This is a genomic window from Pseudomonas sp. MPR-R2A5 (assembly GCF_058793055.1).
On record NZ_JBXAFK010000016.1, the window covers coordinates 1 to 16,997 of the forward strand.

General features: G+C 61.7%; 16 protein-coding genes and 1 pseudogene. 8 read left to right on the forward strand and 9 right to left on the reverse strand.

What is annotated here, in order from left to right; all coding sequences use genetic code 11:
• Positions 1-106 precede the first annotated feature (106 nt).
• Positions 107-700 (reverse strand): TetR/AcrR family transcriptional regulator, encoded by a 594-nt coding sequence (locus AC1Q6I_RS13525; RefSeq protein ID WP_069075897.1) that lies wholly within the window; start codon positions 698-700, stop codon positions 107-109.
• A gap of 72 nt (positions 701-772) precedes the next feature.
• On the opposite strand from AC1Q6I_RS13525, the gene AC1Q6I_RS13530 reads away from it, so the two are divergent.
• On the forward strand, positions 773-1,372 hold the full coding sequence (locus tag AC1Q6I_RS13530; RefSeq protein WP_102625512.1) for an NAD(P)H-dependent oxidoreductase: 600 nt from the start codon (positions 773-775) through the stop codon (positions 1,370-1,372).
• Between the two features lies 1 nt (position 1,373).
• Here the strand turns inward: AC1Q6I_RS13530 and AC1Q6I_RS13535 are convergent, their stop codons facing one another.
• The 4 genes from AC1Q6I_RS13535 to AC1Q6I_RS13550 all read right to left on the reverse strand — a co-directional run bounded on the left by AC1Q6I_RS13535 (position 1,374) and on the right by AC1Q6I_RS13550 (position 5,028).
• Positions 1,374-1,763 (reverse strand): hypothetical protein, encoded by a 390-nt coding sequence (locus tag AC1Q6I_RS13535; protein WP_041161191.1) that lies wholly within the window; start codon positions 1,761-1,763, stop codon positions 1,374-1,376.
• Between the two features lie 32 nt (positions 1,764-1,795).
• The gene (aroA, locus tag AC1Q6I_RS13540) at positions 1,796-3,052 is read right to left on the reverse strand and encodes a 3-phosphoshikimate 1-carboxyvinyltransferase (protein ID WP_024075180.1); all 1,257 of its coding nucleotides are present in this window, start codon (positions 3,050-3,052) and stop codon (positions 1,796-1,798) included.
• Positions 3,053-3,143: 91 nt separating this feature from the next.
• On the reverse strand, positions 3,144-3,698 hold the full coding sequence (locus AC1Q6I_RS13545) for a UPF0149 family protein (protein WP_102625513.1): 555 nt from the start codon (positions 3,696-3,698) through the stop codon (positions 3,144-3,146).
• A 40-nt stretch (positions 3,699-3,738) separates the two neighbouring features.
• The gene (locus tag AC1Q6I_RS13550; RefSeq protein ID WP_024075182.1) at positions 3,739-5,028 is read right to left on the reverse strand and encodes a chloride channel protein; all 1,290 of its coding nucleotides are present in this window, start codon (positions 5,026-5,028) and stop codon (positions 3,739-3,741) included.
• A gap of 191 nt (positions 5,029-5,219) precedes the next feature.
• Here AC1Q6I_RS13550 and AC1Q6I_RS13555 point away from each other — a divergent pair, with 191 nt between their 5' ends.
• Both AC1Q6I_RS13555 and nudC read left to right on the forward strand, forming a co-directional pair.
• A complete protein-coding gene (locus AC1Q6I_RS13555) occupies positions 5,220-6,032 on the forward strand; it encodes a crotonase/enoyl-CoA hydratase family protein (protein WP_024075183.1) in 813 nt (270 codons plus the stop codon).
• 5 nt (positions 6,033-6,037) lie between these two features.
• Positions 6,038-6,871, forward strand: a complete 834-nt coding sequence (gene nudC, locus AC1Q6I_RS13560; RefSeq protein WP_102625514.1) for an NAD(+) diphosphatase — start codon at positions 6,038-6,040, stop codon at positions 6,869-6,871.
• Here nudC and AC1Q6I_RS13565 read toward each other — a convergent pair.
• The 3 genes from AC1Q6I_RS13565 to AC1Q6I_RS13575 all read right to left on the reverse strand — a co-directional run bounded on the left by AC1Q6I_RS13565 (position 6,839) and on the right by AC1Q6I_RS13575 (position 9,549).
• On the reverse strand, positions 6,839-7,618 hold the full coding sequence (locus AC1Q6I_RS13565; protein WP_041161192.1) for a TSUP family transporter: 780 nt from the start codon (positions 7,616-7,618) through the stop codon (positions 6,839-6,841). The two genes, nudC and AC1Q6I_RS13565, sit on opposite strands and share 33 nt — an antisense overlap.
• 139 nt (positions 7,619-7,757) lie before the next feature.
• Positions 7,758-8,474: a phosphatidylcholine synthase gene (gene pcsA / locus AC1Q6I_RS13570; protein WP_024075186.1), complete on the reverse strand. Its 717-nt coding sequence runs from the start codon at positions 8,472-8,474 to the stop codon at positions 7,758-7,760.
• A gap of 148 nt (positions 8,475-8,622) precedes the next feature.
• On the reverse strand, positions 8,623-9,549 hold the full coding sequence (locus AC1Q6I_RS13575) for a class I SAM-dependent methyltransferase (protein WP_102625515.1): 927 nt from the start codon (positions 9,547-9,549) through the stop codon (positions 8,623-8,625).
• A 204-nt stretch (positions 9,550-9,753) separates the two neighbouring features.
• Between AC1Q6I_RS13575 and mdeB the strand changes: the two genes are divergently transcribed.
• The 5 genes and pseudogenes from mdeB to AC1Q6I_RS13600 all read left to right on the forward strand — a co-directional run.
• The gene (mdeB, locus tag AC1Q6I_RS13580) at positions 9,754-12,432 is read left to right on the forward strand and encodes an alpha-ketoglutarate dehydrogenase (protein ID WP_102625516.1); all 2,679 of its coding nucleotides are present in this window, start codon (positions 9,754-9,756) and stop codon (positions 12,430-12,432) included.
• A gap of 395 nt (positions 12,433-12,827) precedes the next feature.
• Positions 12,828-13,187: a response regulator gene (locus AC1Q6I_RS13585; RefSeq protein ID WP_102625517.1), complete on the forward strand. Its 360-nt coding sequence runs from the start codon at positions 12,828-12,830 to the stop codon at positions 13,185-13,187.
• A complete protein-coding gene (locus tag AC1Q6I_RS13590; protein ID WP_024075190.1) occupies positions 13,187-13,798 on the forward strand; it encodes a chemotaxis protein CheC in 612 nt (203 codons plus the stop codon). Before AC1Q6I_RS13585 ends, AC1Q6I_RS13590 begins: the two co-directional genes overlap by 1 nt.
• A gap of 11 nt (positions 13,799-13,809) precedes the next feature.
• Entirely contained in the window at positions 13,810-15,138 is a 1,329-nt protein-coding gene (locus AC1Q6I_RS13595; RefSeq protein ID WP_024075191.1) for an ATP-binding protein, read from the forward strand.
• Between the two features lie 2 nt (positions 15,139-15,140).
• Positions 15,141-15,557 (forward strand): annotated as a pseudogene (locus tag AC1Q6I_RS13600) (response regulator); the annotation flags it as partial.
• A gap of 85 nt (positions 15,558-15,642) precedes the next feature.
• Here AC1Q6I_RS13600 and AC1Q6I_RS13605 read toward each other — a convergent pair.
• Positions 15,643-16,893: a ribonucleotide-diphosphate reductase subunit beta gene (locus AC1Q6I_RS13605; RefSeq protein ID WP_024075193.1), complete on the reverse strand. Its 1,251-nt coding sequence runs from the start codon at positions 16,891-16,893 to the stop codon at positions 15,643-15,645.
• Between the last annotated feature and the right edge of the window lie 104 nt (positions 16,894-16,997).

Sequence of the window (16,997 nt, forward strand, 5' to 3'; positions counted from 1 at the left end):
ACGCGTGTTTCCTGAATCAACGCGGCGCCTGTGAGTTCTTCGCGAGCAAGCTCGCTCCTACAAAAAAGCCTTAACTGGACAGCATCAGGGCAAGCCCGTCCAGTCTTCAGCTCCGTGAGCGATTGACCATCGCCAGAATCGTCGCCAGCAACTCCTGTTGCGCCTCTTCACGGCTGATTTCGCCACTGGCGGCTGCGTGGGACAACGCTTCCGCGGCACCCAGCATCGCCCGCAATCCTGCCTGTGATACCTGGCCAAAGGGCGCCAGCGCGGCGCGGCATTTGTCGAGAAAGATCGCCTCGTATTTGCGCTTGAGCGCTTCCAGCTCCGGCGAGCTGCTCAGTGCCGCAATCACCCCCGGAATTTCCCGGCCCTGCAATAACACGCAATCGACATAGCACGAGGCAATCACCCCTGCGCGCTCTTCCAAGGTCGCGCTGCTGGCGTCGAGGGCCTCGGCAAACACCTGGGTCTGACGCCCGTCGAAGTCTTCATACAGCGCGGCGAGCAACCCGGCGCGGGTGACGAAATGGTCGTAGACCACCGGCTTGGTCACGCCCGCCAGTTCCGCCAGGCGGCCCAGGGTCAGCGCTTCGGTGCCTTCCTCGCGCACCAGTTGCCAGGCCACATCCAATAATTGGCGCAGGCGATCTTCACGGGACAGGCGACGACGTGGGGCAGGGGATTCAAGGCTTGACATGCTTATATACCAAAAGTAACTTATCTGCGTTAACTTACTAAAAGTAGATTAAACCGAAAGGGAGTCAAAGTCATGCACGCACTCATCGTCGTTGCCCATCACGACCCACAATCGCTCACCCACGCCGTGGCCGCGCAGGTGGCTGCCGGGCTGACTGCGGCGGGCCACAGCTTCGAAATCGCCGACCTCGCCGCCGAAGGCTTCAACCCGCGCTACGCCGCCGCCGATCACCTTGTGCACCGTATCCGCGCTACGCCGCCGGCCGACGTATTGGCCGAACAAGCGCGCATCGACCGTGCCGATGCGCTGGTGATAGCGTTCCCGATCTACTGGTGGTCCATGCCGGCGTTGCTCAAGGGCTGGGTCGACCGCGTTTTCGTCAACGGCTGGGCAATCGACTACGGCCCCGCCACGCCCGTGGTGAAAAAGCTGCGCCACTTGCGTGTGCACCTGCTGGCCCTGGGCGCCGCCGATGAAAGCGCCTTTGATCGACATGGCTATGCCAAGGCGATGCGCACGCAAATCGACTACGGGATCTTTGATTACTGCGGGGCCCAGGTGGTGACGTCGGAGCTGTTGCTGGAGTCGGAAGATGGCGCGGCGACCGCGCATCTGCAAACGGCCAAGGCGGTGGGGCAGAGACTGTTCGAGGCCGAGACGGTTGCCGGTTGATTCAACCTTCGCGAAACAGATCGTGGGCGTCCAGCAGGCGGTAGGCAATTTCCGGGTTTTTCTCCAGGCCCCGACGAATCGCCGCCGGGATCGATTGTCGGGTCTTGCGGCACATGCCGGGCAGTTCGTCGATCACGATCTGAATCCCGCGCATGCTCTTGACCTCGGTGTGCCCCGGCGCGATGTGCACGCGAATGCCCAACAGTTCGTACATCCGCTGCTGCATACGTTCCAGGTCTTGCAGGTTCTGCAGGTTTTCAAGGCGTTCGAGCAGGCGTTTTTCTTCCTGGCGGGTCAGGCTGAGAATGCGCAGGTCGGCGCCGGGGGCTTGCAGCAACTGTTCGCGATCGCAGACGCAGGCGCCGGGTGGGCAGGGTTGGCGAATCGTCATGTTCATTCCCTCCCCATTCCGACGCGTTTTCCTCAGTAAGTCAGCGCCACACCGAGGCTGCCCAAGGCCTTCCAGTACTCAGGATAGGTCTTGGCCACGCAGTCCGGGTCTTGAATCCTGATGCCCGAGACCTTCAGCCCGGCGAGGGCAAAGCACATGGCAATGCGATGGTCGGCGTGGGTGTCGATCAGGGCGTTGCACGACGTGCCGGCCAACGCCGGGTCGGCGGCGACCAGCAAGTCGTCGCCTTCAATGCTCGCCAGGCCCGGACGAATCTCGTTCAGGCCGTCATGCAGCGCCTGCACCCGATCACATTCCTTGACCCGCAGGTTGGCCAGTTCGGTGAAGCGTACCGGGGTGTTGTTGAACGCGGCCAGCACGGCCAGGGTGGGGATCGCATCCTGCATCTGCGAACCGACCACCGTGGCCTGCATGTGCGGGAACTGGGCAATCACGGCCTGGGCCTTGGCGTCTGGCTGGGTGAAGTCCTGCGCGGCCACGCCGATGTCGATGCGGCCGCCGGTCAACACTTCGGCAGCCCACAGGTACGTGGCGGCGGAAGCGTCGGGCTCGATCAGGTAGTCATGGGCGGTGTAGCCGGTGGGGGCCACGCGCCAGGTCGTGTCGTCGACCACCTCGACCTGCGCGCCGAACGCACGCATGCAGTCCAGGGTCAGGTCCACATACCCACGGGCGCCGATATCCTTGCCGGTCAGCGCCACTTCAATCGGCGCTTCGCCGCAGGCTGCGAGCATCAGCAGGGCCGAGACGTACTGGCTGGACAAGCCGCCATCGATCTCGAAGCGCTTGGCCTGGACCTTGCCGACGCCGTGCACGGTCACCGGGGGGCAGCCGGTCGGGCTCTCGACCTGGATGCCGTTCTCACGCAGGGTCGCCAGCAGCGGGCCGATCGGGCGTTTTTGCATGTAGTCGTCGCCGTCCAGCACCACGGTGCCTTGCACGGTGGCCACGGCGGCGGTGAGGAAGCGCATGGCGGTGCCGGCGTTGCCGAGGAACAGCGGTTGCGCCGGCAATTGCAGCTTGCCTGAACCGGTGACCACGAAGGTGGTGTCGTCCGGCTCATCGATGATCACGCCCATCTGGCGCAGGGCCACCGACATGTGCCGGGTGTCATCACTCTTCAGTGCGCCGCTCAGGCGACTGGTGCCGGTGGCCAGGGCCGCCAGCAGCAGGGCGCGGTTGGTAATGGATTTGGAGCCGGGGGGCGCGACCTTGCCAGTGAGGGGGAAATTGGGCGGTGTAACGGTCACGGTTTTCTGCGAACTCAAGGTACAAGGCTCCTGATTCAAGGCAAGGTGGTACGGAGTGGCCGACGGGCGGACCCGAATAATCGGGCATAGACGCCACGCTTGTCGAGGCTTAGCGCTGGGCGAGCCAGTAATCGTGCAGCGCCCGAGCGGCCGGTTCGATTGCGCTGGCGCGCTGCTGATGGGCCTGTACATCGAGGTCGGCCGGCAACTCGAAGTTGTCCTGTTCGGCGCACCAGGAGATTTTCTCCAGGTTCGCGGCCTGTTCAGCGGGCAGGTCCGGCCAGTTGCCGATCGCGGCACCGCGGATATAGCCAAAGCACCATTCTTCGGCGAGGGTCACGGTTTGCCCCTGATGCTCGGTGTCATCGAAGCGCGCCTTGAAACCCTGGGCATCGGTGGCCAGCTGTGTGGCGAGGGCGTTCATATGGCGTACGCACAGTTCGAGGAACTGCTTGGCTTGCTCGGCGCTTTCCCAGTCCGGGTTTTGCCCACCCCAGATCGCCGGGAACCATTCGGCGATATCCACCTGCGCCGGGCTGGACACCAAGGCCGTGAAGTAGCCGTCGAGCTCAGCCAGGTTCAGCACCGAATGGTCATCGCCGTACTGGAGCAGGGTGTCTTCGATAAATTCGAAATCGGCGGGGGCGAGGGGGTGGGTGAGCATGGGCATGTCCTTAAACGTCGAGCGCCGCTGATGGGGCGGCTTAAAGCGCGCAGGATGGCGCTTGGGCCGGCTTTTTTCCAGCACTTTCCCAGCGTTGGCACAGCTTGCTCACGCAGACCGCACCCACCACCGCGAGAATAATCGGTACCAGGAAGTCATGCTCGATACGGGTGAATTCCGCCACCAGCACGATCGCTGTCAGCGGCATGCTCATGCTGGCGGCCAGGAAAGCGGCCGCGCCGATGATCGCGAAAGCCCCCAACGGTACTCCGGGCCACGCCAGGCTCCAGGCGCCGCCGAGGATAATCGCCAGTAGCGCGCCGTTGGCCAGGCCGGGCGTCAACAGCCCGCCCTCGGCCCCGGCGCGCAGGCTGCTGGTGGTGATCAGCACCTTGACCAGCAGCAACAGCGCGGCCAGGCCGATCGTCAGTTCATTGTCGAAACCCAATTGCGCCGGGCCTTTGCCATTGCCGAGGATTTGCGGCAGCAGCATCGCCAGGCCGCCGATGAGCGTGAAATTAATCAAGCACAGCACCGGCAGGCGCCAGCCGCGCGCGGCGTTCGCCCGCGCGGCGCCGGTCAGGCGCGTGAAACCGTAGGCGGCCATGCCAAACAGCGGCCCGCAGACCACGGCCCAGGCGATCAATGCCGGGCTCAGGACAAAATGCGGCACGACGTACTGCGCCTCCGCTCCCAACCCGATCCAGGCCACGGCCGCACCAATGGCCGAGGTCGCCAGGGCGATCAGCGCCGCGGGCCAACTGAACGCGCCCACCAGCACCTCCAGCACAAACACCGCGCCGCCCAGCGGCACGTTGTACACCGCCGCCAGGCCCGCGCCCGCGCCACAGGCAACGATCAAACGGTGCATATCCGGGGTCAGCCGCGCGCGTTGCGACAACCAACTGCCGGCCAGTGCGCCGACCTCGCGCGGCGCCACTTCACGGCCCAGGGGCGAGCCCAGCGCCACGGTGACGATCTGCAACAGGGCGTGGGCGAGGGTGGTCTTGGGCGGCATGATCGGCATCGTGGGTGACACCGCCTGCTTGATGCTCACCAGCGGGCGACCATAGCGATACACGGCCCACCAACCCAGGCCGGCGACCAGGCCGCACACCACCAACACCTGCAAGCGCCGCTCGGGGGGCGCGGCAGTGACACCCCGCAGAAAGGTTTCATGCCCGACCAGGCTGTCGAGGCTGTAGCCGTAGGCCAGGTGTTGAATGCCATGCAGCAGCAACGCCAGGAGCATCCCGCCCAGGCCGGCGCCAATGCCGGTGAACACCACCACCAGGGCCAGAATCAACGATGAGCGAAACGTGGACGGCATAAACGACTCCAGACAGTGCCCCAGAGTGTATAGCCGATAAACCGTCGGGCCTGGATGAAATGTATCGGCGTGCCGTCAACCCTGCGCCACTGCATTCAATGGCTTTTACCAGTCCTGTTTTTGGCCGATGCGCCCTTGTGCACCCTTGTTATAGTCTGGCCTTTCTCAATCGCCAGCCAGGGATCACTGCCATGTCCGAATACCAAGCTTTCGTCGTCGAACTCATCGGTAACGTTGCCCATGTGCAGATCAACCGCCCGGAAAAGATCAATGCGATGAACGCGGCGTTCTGGACCGAGATCATCGATATCTTCCAATGGGTGGAAGACACCGACGCCGTGCGCGCCGTGGTACTCAGCGGTGCCGGCAAGCACTTTTCGTCCGGTATCGACCTGATGATGCTGGCCTCGGTGGCCAATGCGTTCGGCAAGGACGTGGGCCGTAACGCACGCCTGCTGCGCCGCAAGATCCTTGAGTTGCAAGCCTCGTTCAACGCCGTCGACAACTGCCGCAAGCCGGTGCTGGCGGCGATCCAGGGTTACTGCATTGGGGGGGCCATCGACCTGATCAGCGCCTGCGACATGCGTTACGCCGCCGAGGACGCGCAATTCTCCATCAAGGAAATCGACATCGGCATGGCCGCTGACGTCGGCACCCTGCAACGCCTGCCGCGCATTATCGGCGACGGCATGCTGCGTGAGCTGGCCTATACCGGCCGCGCGTTCGGTGCCGAGGAAGCGCGCAGCATCGGCCTGGTCAATCGCGTGTATGCCGACCAGCAAAGCCTGTTGGCCGGCGTCCTGGAAATCGCCCATGAAATCGCCGCCAAATCGCCGATCGCCGTGACCGGTACCAAGGCCATGATCAGCTACATGCGTGACCATACGGTCAATGACGGCCTGGAATACGTTGCCACCTGGAACTCGGCTATGTTGCAATCCAACGACCTGCGCGTGGCCATCGCGGCCCATATGAGCAAGCAGAAACCCGAATTCGTGGATTGACTGACATGACCCCAGGCTGGATTACCACTACGCTGCTGGACAACCAAACCCCCGGCGGCTGGGCTGTCGCCCGCAGCCACGACGGCTTTTTGCATGACACCAACGGCCCGCTGTTCCCACGGGAATGGCTCAAGCGCCAAGACCTTTCGGTGTTCGCCGAACACGGTATCGGCCACCTCGACGGCGAGCCGGTGTACCTGCTGGAGCTCAACGCCGCCAGCGAGGTCCCCGGCTGCAGTTGGCAGGGCCTGCGCGGCTTCATGTTGCAAGGTGATCACCGGCTTTACAAAGTGTTGGGCTATGCCGCGCAGATCGGTACCTGGGCCCGGGAACACCGGTTCTGCGGGAGTTGCGGGCAGGCCATGGTCCAGGTGCCCCGTGAGCGAGCGATGTTCTGTGAGGCCTGTGACCTGCGCAGCTACCCGCGTATCTCGCCAAGCATGATCGTGCTGGTGACCCGCGGTGATGAGATCCTGCTGGCGCGTTCGCCACGCTTTGTGCCTGGGGTGTACAGCACGTTGGCGGGGTTTGCCGAACCGGGTGAGTCGGCCGAAGACTGCTTGATCCGTGAAGTGCGCGAAGAAGTGCAGGTGGAGGTGCGCAACATCCAGTACATGGGCAGCCAGTGCTGGCCGTTCCCTCACTCGATGATGCTGGGCTTCCATGCCGAGTACGCCGGCGGCGATATCGTGCCCCAGGCTGACGAAATCGAGGACGCGCAGTGGTTCAACATCCACGACCTGCCGCCGTTGCCGGCGTCACGCTCGATTGCGCGCTACCTGATCGACCTGTACGTCGCGCGTCGCTTAGGCCACGCTGAACCAGTGCTGCCAGGCTAGGCGTACAGTCAGGCCAAGGACCACGGTGATAAATACCGGGCGAATGAATTTGGCGCCGCCGCTGATTGCGCTGCGTGCGCCAAAGAATGCGCCGCACATCACCGAGATGCCCATGGCCAGGCCGACGATCCAATCCACCGAGCCGTTGAAGATAAACACCGACAGCGCCGCCGCGTTGCTGACGAAGTTCATGCTGCGCGCCACGCCGCTGGCCTTCACCAGGTCGATGGGGTGCAGCAGCATTGTGCTCACGGTCCAGAACGCGCCCGTACCTGGCCCGGCTACGCCATCATAGAAACCCAGGCCAAAGCCTTGGGTGCTTTGCCATTTCTTCTTGATCGGTGCATCGGCATCCAGCGCAGCCTTGGGTGTGCCACCGAATAACAGGTACAGGCCACAGCCAAAGACAATGACCGGCAGCATCTTGTTCAGGGTTTCGGCGGGCAGGTAGTGGGCGACCACGGCCCCGGCCAGTGCGCCGACCAAGGTGCCGACGATGGCGTGCACCCATTGGCGCGGGTGGAACAGCTTGCGTCGGTAGAAGGTGAAGCTGGCGGTGGCCGAGCCGAAGGTGGAACTGAGCTTGTTGGTGCCCAACACCAGGTGAGGCGGCATGCCCGCGGTGAGCAGGGCCGGGGTGGTGAGCAACCCACCGCCGCCGGCGATGGCGTCGATGAAGCCGGCGATAAAGGCCACGACGGCCAGAATGGCGAGGGTGGTGAGGTCTACGCTGAGTTCGAAAGGCATTGGGCAGGGCTTAATGGTGGCAGGGCGCAGCAAAAGCGCTGTGCGAAGGGCCGCCATCTTACCTGCCTGAGGTACGCAGAACCAAATGTGGGAGGGGGCAAGCCCCCTCCCTCCCACATGTTTTACCGTGCCCGCTTGGCTATTTGTGCGTGCCCAGCCACTCCAGCGCCGTGCGCCAGATGCAAATCCCGAGGAAATACGCCGACATCAGCGACCACAAGCCGAATGTCCACGGGTTGGTATTGGGGTAATCCACCACCATCAAAAAGCTGCACAGCAACCAGATCGTGGTCACCGCGATGTTGATCGGCATGAAGCGCTTGACCCGGAACGGATGCAAAAACTTCATCGGCGTCACGGTCAGCAGCGCCAGGCCGATCACGGTCAACAAGGTCACCCAGGCGTCTGGCTGGATGATATACACGCAGAGGGCAACCACATTCCACGCGGCCGGGAAGCCGACGAAGTAGTTGTCCTTGCTCTTCATGTTCACGTTGCAGAAGCAGAACAACGACGACACCAGGATCACCGACACCGTGAACAAGTGGGTGAAGTCCGGCAGGTCGATATAGCGATAGATAAACAGTGCCGGGATAAATACGTAGGTCAGGTAGTCGATCACCAGGTCCAACACCGAACCGTCAAAGCTGGGCAGTACCGTGCTGACATTCACCCGGCGAGCCAGCGAGCCATCCACGCCATCGACCACCAGCGCCAGGCCCAGCCATAGCAGGCAAGCCTTGGGTGAGTTTTCCAGCAGCGCCAGGGTGGCCAGGAAGGCCAATACCACACCGGTGGCGGTAAAGCCGTGGGCGCCCCAGGCTTTCAGTCTGGCTACATGCAGGGTCGATATCACGGGCGGTTCTCCAAAGGTGAAACGGGGCAGCCGACGATGTGACACCGTCGAGTCTGGCCAGGGAATGCAGGTATCGACCGGGAAGGGGGGGATAAGGTTCACCGCCCCGGTGTATTGCCTAGCGTAGCAAGCGTAGGACGATTCAGCATCAGCCCTGGCGGAACACCAGCGCTTTCAGGCCACTTTGCGCGTCGATATCCGGAAATTCCGGCGGGTTTTGCAGCCGTTCGATAAAGCGCAGGCCCGGTGCTTCGCGCGTGACGCTGTCGATCAGGAAGTCTTCGCCGAACGCCGGATCGTTCATGCATGCCAGCACAGTGCCCTGTGCCGTGAGCAAGTCCGGCAGGCGGCGCAGCACACGCTGGTAGTCCTTGGTCAACAGGAAGCTGCCTTTCTGGAAGGACGGCGGGTCGATGATCACCAGGTCGTAGGGGCCGCTATTCGTCACCTTGGCCCAGGACTTGAACAGGTCGTGGCCGAGGAAGGTCACTTTGCCCAGGTCATGACCGTTCAGCCGATGGTTGTCGCGGCCACGGCTGAGGGCGCCACGGGCCATGTCCAGGTTCACCACATGCTCGGCACCGCCTTCGATGGCGGCCACGGAGAAACCGCAGGTGTAGGCGAACAGGTTGAGTACCCGCTGGCCCTTGGCCTGCTCACGCACCCAATTGCGACCGTAGCGCATATCGAGGAACAGGCCGCTGTTCTGTTTTTTCCCCAGGTCGATCAAATAGCGCAGGCCGCCTTCGGTGATCGTCAACGCGTCGACGGCTTCGCCGAACAACCATTCGGTGGTGCTTTGCGGCAGGTAACGGTGTTGCAAGGCGACGCTGCGCACGCCGTACCGCGCCCATTCGAAAGTGCTCAGCCACAGCTTGAAGGCATCCAGCTGCGCCGGTTCCGGTTCCTTGAACAGCGCGACCAGCACCACCCCTTGCAACCAATCGACCGTCAGTTGCTCCAGGCCCGGCCAGCAGCGGCCACGGCCGTGGAACAGGCGGCGGGTTTCCGTGGGCGCGTCGGCCAGGGCCGTGAGCAGGTGGGCATGCAGCGTGGCGAGTACGTCTGGGTTCATCGTTGAGCGTCATTCATTGAGCGGGCGGCATTTTAAACACAGTTGCGGTTTTTTTGTGAGGGATGGACACGGCGCTGGAGCACAACGTGCTGGGAAAAATCTGATTGGCAGTGATTCATGCTCAAAATGCGCTCTGAAGCGCCTGAAAATAGGCAAAAAATCCTCCGTCACCGACATAAACTGGAAAAAAGCCCGGAGGTGCCCATGAATGGTTTCGCGAGTGCAGTGAATCACACCGCAGTGGACGACGAAGAACTGAGCGAATGGCGCGATGCCCTGGCCTCACTGGTGGCCAACGCCGGCCCCGCGCGTGCACGGCAGATCCTTGACCTGCTGGCCCGCGAAGGCCGTGCCCCCCACATCGATTGGAAACCGCGCCACGGCACGCCCTATGTCAACAGCATCAGCGTCGACCAGCAGCCGGCATTTCCCGGTGACCTGGCCACCGAGGAGCGCCTGGCCTCGTTGGTGCGCTGGAATGCCTTGGCCATGGTCGTGCGCGCCAACCAGGCCTATGGCGAGCTCGGCGGCCATATCGCCAGCTACGCCAGTGCGGCGGATTTGTTCGAAGTGGGCTTCAACCACTTTTTCCGCGCACGCAACGACGGGTTTGGCGGCGACCTGGTGTTCTATCAACCTCATTCCGCTCCCGGTATCTATGCGCGCGCTTTCCTTGAAGGGCGCCTGAGCGAACAGGACCTGGCTCACTATCGCCAGGAAATCGGCGGGGCCAAGGCCGGTGCGCGGGGGCTCTCCAGTTACCCTCATCCGTGGTTGATGCCGGACTTCTGGCAATTTCCCACCGGTTCCATGGGCATTGGCCCGATCAGCTCGATTTTCCAGGCGCGCTTTATGCGCTACCTGCAGCATCGCGGCTTGCAGGACACCACCGACCGCCATGTGTGGGGCGTGTTCGGCGACGGCGAGATGGACGAACCGGAAAGCATGTCGGCCCTGACCCTGGCCGCCCGCGAAGGCCTCGACAACCTGACCTGGGTGGTCAATTGCAACCTGCAACGTCTCGACGGCCCGGTGCGCGGCAATGGGCGGATCATCGATGAACTGGAGGCCTTGTTCGGTGGTGCGGGCTGGAACGTGATCAAGCTGGTGTGGGGCTCGGACTGGGATGCCTTGCTCGCCAACGACGCCGACGGTGCGCTGGTCGATACCCTGTCGCACACCGTGGACGGGCAATTCCAGACCTTCGCGGCCAAGGACGGCGCCTATAATCGCGAACATTTTTTTGGCCAAAGCCCATCCCTGGCCGCTCTGGTCGAGGGCATGAGTGATGAACAGATCGACCGGCTCAAGCGTGGCGGCCACGACATGGTCAAGATCCACGCCGCCTACCACGCCGCGCGTCGGGTCAAGGGCAAGCCCACGGTGATCCTGGCCCAGACCAAAAAGGGCTTCGGCATGGGCGAGGCCGGGCAGGGCAAGATGACCACCCACCAACAGAAGAAGCTCGATCGCGAAGCACTGATCGCCTTTCGCAATCGCTTCCAACTGCCCCTGTCGGATGCGCAGGCCGAATCCCTGAGTTTTTTCAAGCCGGCGGATGACAGCCTTGAACTGCGCTACCTGCACCAGCGGCGCCAGGCCCTGGGCGGTTATGTGCCCAGCCGCAGCCAGCTCGCCGCGCCGGTTACCGTGCCTCCCGTGACGGGGTACGCCGTTTTTGCCACGGCCGCCGAAGGCAAGGAAATGTCCACCACCATGGCCTTCGTGCGCATGCTGACCAACCTGCTCAAGGACAAGGCCCTCGGCCCGCGCATCGTGCCCATCGTTGCCGATGAGGCGCGGACCTTCGGCATGGCCAACCTGTTCAAGCAGATTGGTATCTATTCCAGCGTCGGCCAGCGCTACGAGCCGGAAGACATTGGCTCGATCCTCAGTTACCGCGAAGCCACCGACGGGCAAATCCTCGAAGAGGGCATCAGCGAGGCCAGTGCCATCAGTTCCTGGGTCGCGGCAGCCACCAGCTACTCTGTTCACGGCCTGCGCATGTTGCCCTTCTACATCTATTACTCGATGTTTGGCTTTCAGCGTGTGGGGGACCTGATCTGGGCCGCCGCTGACCAGCGTGCCCGCGGCTTCCTGCTCGGCGCCACCGCCGGGCGTACCACCCTGGGCGGTGAAGGCTTGCAGCACCAGGACGGCAGCAGTCACCTGACCGCTGCCACGGTGCCCAATTGCCGCGCCTACGATCCGGCCTTTGCCGGCGAGTTTGCGGTGATCCTCGACCATGGCATGCGCCAGATGCTCGAACACGACGTAGACGAGTTCTACTACGTGACCCTGATGAACGAAAACTACCCGCAACCGACTCTGCCCCAGGGCGTGGAGGGCGCAATCATCAAGGGCTTGTATCGCCTGGAAGGCGCCAGCGCCGCTCAAGTACGCCTGCTGGGCTCCGGCACGTTGTTGCGCGAAGCCCAGGCGGCGGCGCAGTTGCTGGCAGATGATTGGCAGGTGGCGAGCGAGGTGTTCAGCGTCACCAGCTTCAGCGAACTGGCCCGCGAGGCGCGCGAGGTGGAACGCTGGAATCGCCTGCATCCGCTGCAGGTCGCACGCACCAGTCACCTGGCAGGCTGCTTGCCCACGGGCGCGCCGGTGGTGGCGGTATCTGATTACGTGCGGGCGGTGCCGCAGATGATCGGTTCGTACCTGGACTCCAGCTACACCGTGCTCGGCACCGATGGTTTCGGACGCAGTGATACACGGGCGGCGTTGCGCGATTTCTTTGAGGTGGATCGTCATCACATTGTGCTGGCTGCACTCACTGCCTTGGTAGAGCAGGGCCGTCTGGAACCGCGGGTGTGCCAGCGGGCGATTGAGCAGTATGGCCTGCTGCCGGAGCGCGTCGCCTCCTGGGCCTCCTGAACAACGCAGAGCAAGTGGGAAGGCTGAGCAAACAGTCACCTGTGGCGAGCGGGCTGTTGTGGCGAGCGGGCTTGCTGTGGCGAGCGGGCTTGCCCCGCGTTGGGCTGCGAAGCGGCCCCCTTACAGGCGAGGTGTTTTTAACTGACACACCGCAGTGCCCTGGTTTTGGGGGCCGCTTCGCAGCCCAACGCGGGGCAAGCCCGCTCGCCACTATAAGGTGGGCGTCCCAGATCACTGATCGCCGACGCTATATCGCAAAACACTCACGCAATATCAGGATTTCCTGATGGCTCTTTGCTATTTGTCACGCTAGAGTGCTTGAAAGAATAAAAGAAATTGTAGTTTCTTCGGCCGCGACTGAAGCCGTAGGACACTTCATAAATGTGGAGTGCACCATGAAAGTTCTAATCGCCGATGACTCATCCATGTCCCGCAAGTTGGTCTTGCGTGCCCTGCCAGAATCACTGACCGAAGATGTCCGCCAAGCCTGTAACGGCTCCGAGGTGATGGAGGCCTATCACGCGGGCTTGGTCGATTTGCTTTTTCTCGACCTCACCATGCCCGTCATGGACGGTTTCCAGACCCTGGAGGCGCTCAAGCGCGAAAACGCCAATGTGGTGGTCGTCGTGATCAGCGCAGACATCCAGCCCCGGGCCAGGCAACTCGTATTCAACCTGGGCGCCGCTGCCTTCGTGGCCAAGCCTGTTACGGCTGAAGCTCTACTCGAAGCTTTACACCTCATAGGAGTGCTTTGATGGAAACCTTGGCCGAGCTCACCGAAGACCAACGCGATGCCCTGCAGGAACTGATGAATATCGCCATGGGGCAGGCGGCCGAGCGACTGGCCCTGCTGACCAATACCATGGTCACGCTTTCGGTTCCTTTTATTCACCCGCTGATCCGGGAACAGAATAACCTGGCGATTCCGGAGCATCTGCGCCGAAGCTTCATGATCGTCACCCGCCAGTCTTTCCTCGGGGAGTTACGCGGAGAAGTGTTCGTGTGCTTTGGCTGCATGGGGGCAGATGAACTGGCCGAACTGCTGGGCTACAAGGGCGGCGGTCTGGACCAGCAGGACGAGCTGATGCTCGATGTCACCAACATTCTGACCGGCGCCTGCATCAGTGGCCTGGCAAAACAGGTGGCGACTCAAGTGAGCTATGACGCGCCATCCATTCTCGTCCACAGGGATCAGGAAGCGAACGCACTGGATGAGTTGAACCTGAATGAACACCTTGCGATGGTGTTGGAAATCCGCTTCGAGGTTGAGGCTCATCAATTCTCCTGCGACTTGCTGATCTGCATCACTGAACGTACAGCAGGCGTTGTCGTTCGGGCCATTGATCGTTTGCTGGACGAGCTTTGAAGGGACCTCTCATGACAGACAGCAAGGCAATCTCCCGGGAAACCCTTGAGTCGATGCTCACGGCCATCAACATGGGTGTGCTGCTCGTCGATAAGGACTGCAAAGTGCTGTTCTCGAACCACTTCATGTCCATCAACAGCGGCCGCAGCGCCGAAGAACTTGTTGGCCGTACGCTGTTCGAAGCCTTTCCTGAGCTCCCGGAGGTCTGGACCCGGCAGAAGATCAACAGCGTCCTCACGCTGCAAAACTTTGCTTTCACTTCGTGGCAGCAACGGCCGCACCTGTTCAATTTCGAAAGCACCCGGCCCATCAGTGGACTGGTTCGGCACATGTACCAGAACTGCACTTTCTTCCCGGTGCAAGACGCCGATGGCAGCAGCCTGGGCGTGGGCTTAGCCATCAGTGATACGACCGACACCGCTGCCCGTCAACTCGAGCTGACGCACCTGAACAAGCTGCTGGAAGAGGAAAAGGGCGCCCAGGCGCTGCTGATCGCGCGGCTCGAAGATGCGCAGGCGCAGTTGCTGCAGTCCGAGAAGATGGCGGCGATAGGGCAACTGGCTGCGGGGGTGGCCCACGAGATCAATAACCCGATCGGCTTTGTCTGCTCCAACGTCAACAGCCTGCGTCGTTACCTCGTGGACATTTTCGCGCTGCTCGAGGCTTATGAGCAGGCGAGTGACGAAAGCCATGCCGATGCTCATCCCGAGCTGGCGGCGATGCGTGACAAGGTGGATTACGACTTCATGCGTCAGGACATCGACGAGTTGCTTGTGGAATCGGTCGACGGTCTCGACCGGGTCACTCGCATCGTCAAGGACCTGCGCGAGTTCTCCCATGTCGACAGTTATGAATGGCAGTTGGCCGATCTGCACAAAGGGCTCGATAGCACCCTTAACGTTATCTGGAACGAGATCAAGTTCAAGGCCCAGGTGATCAAGTGCTACGGCGATATCGAGCCTATTGAATGCATGGGCTCACAGATCAATCAGGTCTTTCTGAACTTGCTCATCAACGCAAGCCATGCTGTGGGTGCCGACGGCCAAATCACCATCAGGAGTGGCAGGGAGGACGGCGGTGTGTTCGTTGAGATCGCCGACAACGGCCATGGTATCCCCCTTGAGATCCAGAACCGGATATTCGAACCGTTCTTCACCACCAAGCCGGTGGGCATGGGCTCGGGCCTGGGCCTGTCGTTGTCGTATAGCATCATCGTCAAGCACCATGGACGGCTCACCGTCGAGAGTGAGCCGGGTAGGGGAAGTTGCTTCCGGGCGTGGTTACCATTACGCCAGCCCCAGGTGCAGGCCCTCGCTACTTCTGCCGCCGAAGGACGCTGATCATGAACGCCCCCACTTCCTGCGTAAAACGCTACACCGTCATGCTGGTGGATGATGAAGAAAGTATCCTCAACAGCCTCCGGCGCCTGTTGCGTGGCAAACCTTATGACTTGCTGTTGGCGACTAATGGCGCGCAGGCACTGAGTCTTTTCGAACAGCACTCTATCGACTTGATCGTTTGCGATGCGCGCATGCCGTTGATGGACGGTCCGACGCTGCTCCGCGAGGTGTATAGGCGCAATCCAGAATGCGTGAATATCCTGCTCACCGGCTATGCCGACATGAGCATGATTACTCAGGCAATCAGCGATGGGTACGTTTACCGCTATATCAGCAAACCCTGGAATGATGACGAGCTGCAGCGCACGCTCGACCAGGCTCTCGAGATGCAGAATGCGCTTCGTAACCGCGACAGCCTGGCGTGAAATGTCGCACCACTGGAGTGCGACATTTCACGGTTCTTGACAGCGTTTCCGTCAAGTTGAACATGGCCCAGGGTAGGGCTTAGTCCCAGCTCAGCGCGCCGCCGGTCTGGTACTCGATTACCCGGGTCTCAAAGAAATTCTTCTCTTTCTTCAAGTCCATGATCTCGCTCATCCACGGGAACGGGTTAGTGGTCCCTGGATACTCTTCCTTCAAACCAATCTGCGACAGGCGACGGTTAGCGATGAACTTGAGGTAATCCTCCATCATCGCCGCGTTCATACCCAGCACACCGCGCGGCATGGTATCGCGCGCATATTCGATCTCCAGCTGCGTCCCTTGCAGGATCATCTGGGTCGCTTCTTCCTTCATTTCGGCATCCCACAGGTGTGGGTTTTCGATTTTGATCTGGTTGATCACATCGATACCGAAGTTCAGGTGCATCGACTCGTCGCGCAGGATGTATTGGAACTGCTCGGCGACGCCGGTCATCTTGTTGCGGCGGCCCATGGACAGGATCTGGGTGAAGCCGCAGTAGAAGAAGATGCCTTCCAGCACGCAGTAGTAGGCGACCAGGTTGCGCAGCAGTTCCTTGTCGGTGTCGACGGTGCCGGTTTCGAACTTCGGATCGGAGATCGAACGGGTGTACTTCAGGCCCCAGGCGGCTTTTTTCGCCACCGATGGGATCTCGTGGTACATGTTGAAGATCTCGCCTTCATCCATGGCCAACGATTCGATGCAGTACTGGTAGGCGTGGGTGTGGATCGCTTCTTCGAAGGCCTGGCGCAGGATGTACTGGCGGCACTCCGGGTTGGTGATCAGGCGGTACACGGCCAGGACCAGGTTGTTGGCAACCAGGGAGTCGGCAGTGGAGAAAAAGCCGAGGTTGCGCATGACGATGCGGCGCTCGTCGTCGGTCAGGCCTTCGGGGTTTTTCCACAGGGCGATGTCGGCGGTCATGTTGACCTCTTGCGGCATCCAGTGGTTGGCGCAGCCGTCGAGGTACTTCTGCCAGGCCCAGTCGTACTTGAAGGGGACGAGTTGGTTGAGGTCGGCGCGGCAGTTGATCATGCGTTTTTCGTCAACGGCGACGCGGGCGGAGGCGCCTTCGAGTTCGGCGAGGCCTTCGGCGATGTCGAGTTTGTCCAGGGCCGCCTTGGCGCGCACGATGGCGGCGGAGTCACTGGCGGTGACGGCGCGGGCTTCGATGGCGGCAGCGGCGCCGGCACCGTCGAGGCGGTCCATGTTGGCTTCGCTGGCGTGGCCGGCGTTGGCGCCCTTGATCACCGCTGCACCGGTGTCCTCGTTGTCGACTTCATCCCAACTCAGCATCGAAATACTCCTTCCTGGTCTGTTCTGACGGCATGTGAACCCGTCCAAAAATAGGTGATTTGCAGGCTATTAGGCATTGAAATACTGCGCGTAGTGTGGTCGAT

What these genes read in the sequence shown, in the direction of transcription:
- AC1Q6I_RS13525 (WP_069075897.1), bottom strand. Translation starts at nt 700, where the DNA reads ATGTCAAGCCTTGAATCCCCTGCCCCACGTCGTCGCCTGTCCCGTGAA.
- AC1Q6I_RS13530 (WP_102625512.1), top strand. Translation starts at nt 773, where the DNA reads ATGCACGCACTCATCGTCGTTGCCCATCACGACCCACAATCGCTCACC.
- AC1Q6I_RS13535 (WP_041161191.1), bottom strand. Translation starts at nt 1,763, where the DNA reads ATGACGATTCGCCAACCCTGCCCACCCGGCGCCTGCGTCTGCGATCGC.
- AC1Q6I_RS13545 (WP_102625513.1), bottom strand. Translation starts at nt 3,698, where the DNA reads ATGCTCACCCACCCCCTCGCCCCCGCCGATTTCGAATTTATCGAAGAC.
- AC1Q6I_RS13550 (WP_024075182.1), bottom strand. Translation starts at nt 5,028, where the DNA reads ATGCCGTCCACGTTTCGCTCATCGTTGATTCTGGCCCTGGTGGTGGTG.
- AC1Q6I_RS13555 (WP_024075183.1), top strand. Translation starts at nt 5,220, where the DNA reads ATGTCCGAATACCAAGCTTTCGTCGTCGAACTCATCGGTAACGTTGCC.
- nudC (WP_102625514.1), top strand. Translation starts at nt 6,038, where the DNA reads ATGACCCCAGGCTGGATTACCACTACGCTGCTGGACAACCAAACCCCC.
- AC1Q6I_RS13565 (WP_041161192.1), bottom strand. Translation starts at nt 7,618, where the DNA reads ATGCCTTTCGAACTCAGCGTAGACCTCACCACCCTCGCCATTCTGGCC.
- AC1Q6I_RS13575 (WP_102625515.1), bottom strand. Translation starts at nt 9,549, where the DNA reads ATGAACCCAGACGTACTCGCCACGCTGCATGCCCACCTGCTCACGGCC.
- mdeB (WP_102625516.1), top strand. Translation starts at nt 9,754, where the DNA reads ATGAATGGTTTCGCGAGTGCAGTGAATCACACCGCAGTGGACGACGAA.
- AC1Q6I_RS13585 (WP_102625517.1), top strand. Translation starts at nt 12,828, where the DNA reads ATGAAAGTTCTAATCGCCGATGACTCATCCATGTCCCGCAAGTTGGTC.
- AC1Q6I_RS13590 (WP_024075190.1), top strand. Translation starts at nt 13,187, where the DNA reads ATGGAAACCTTGGCCGAGCTCACCGAAGACCAACGCGATGCCCTGCAG.
- AC1Q6I_RS13595 (WP_024075191.1), top strand. Translation starts at nt 13,810, where the DNA reads ATGACAGACAGCAAGGCAATCTCCCGGGAAACCCTTGAGTCGATGCTC.
- AC1Q6I_RS13605 (WP_024075193.1), bottom strand. Translation starts at nt 16,893, where the DNA reads ATGCTGAGTTGGGATGAAGTCGACAACGAGGACACCGGTGCAGCGGTG.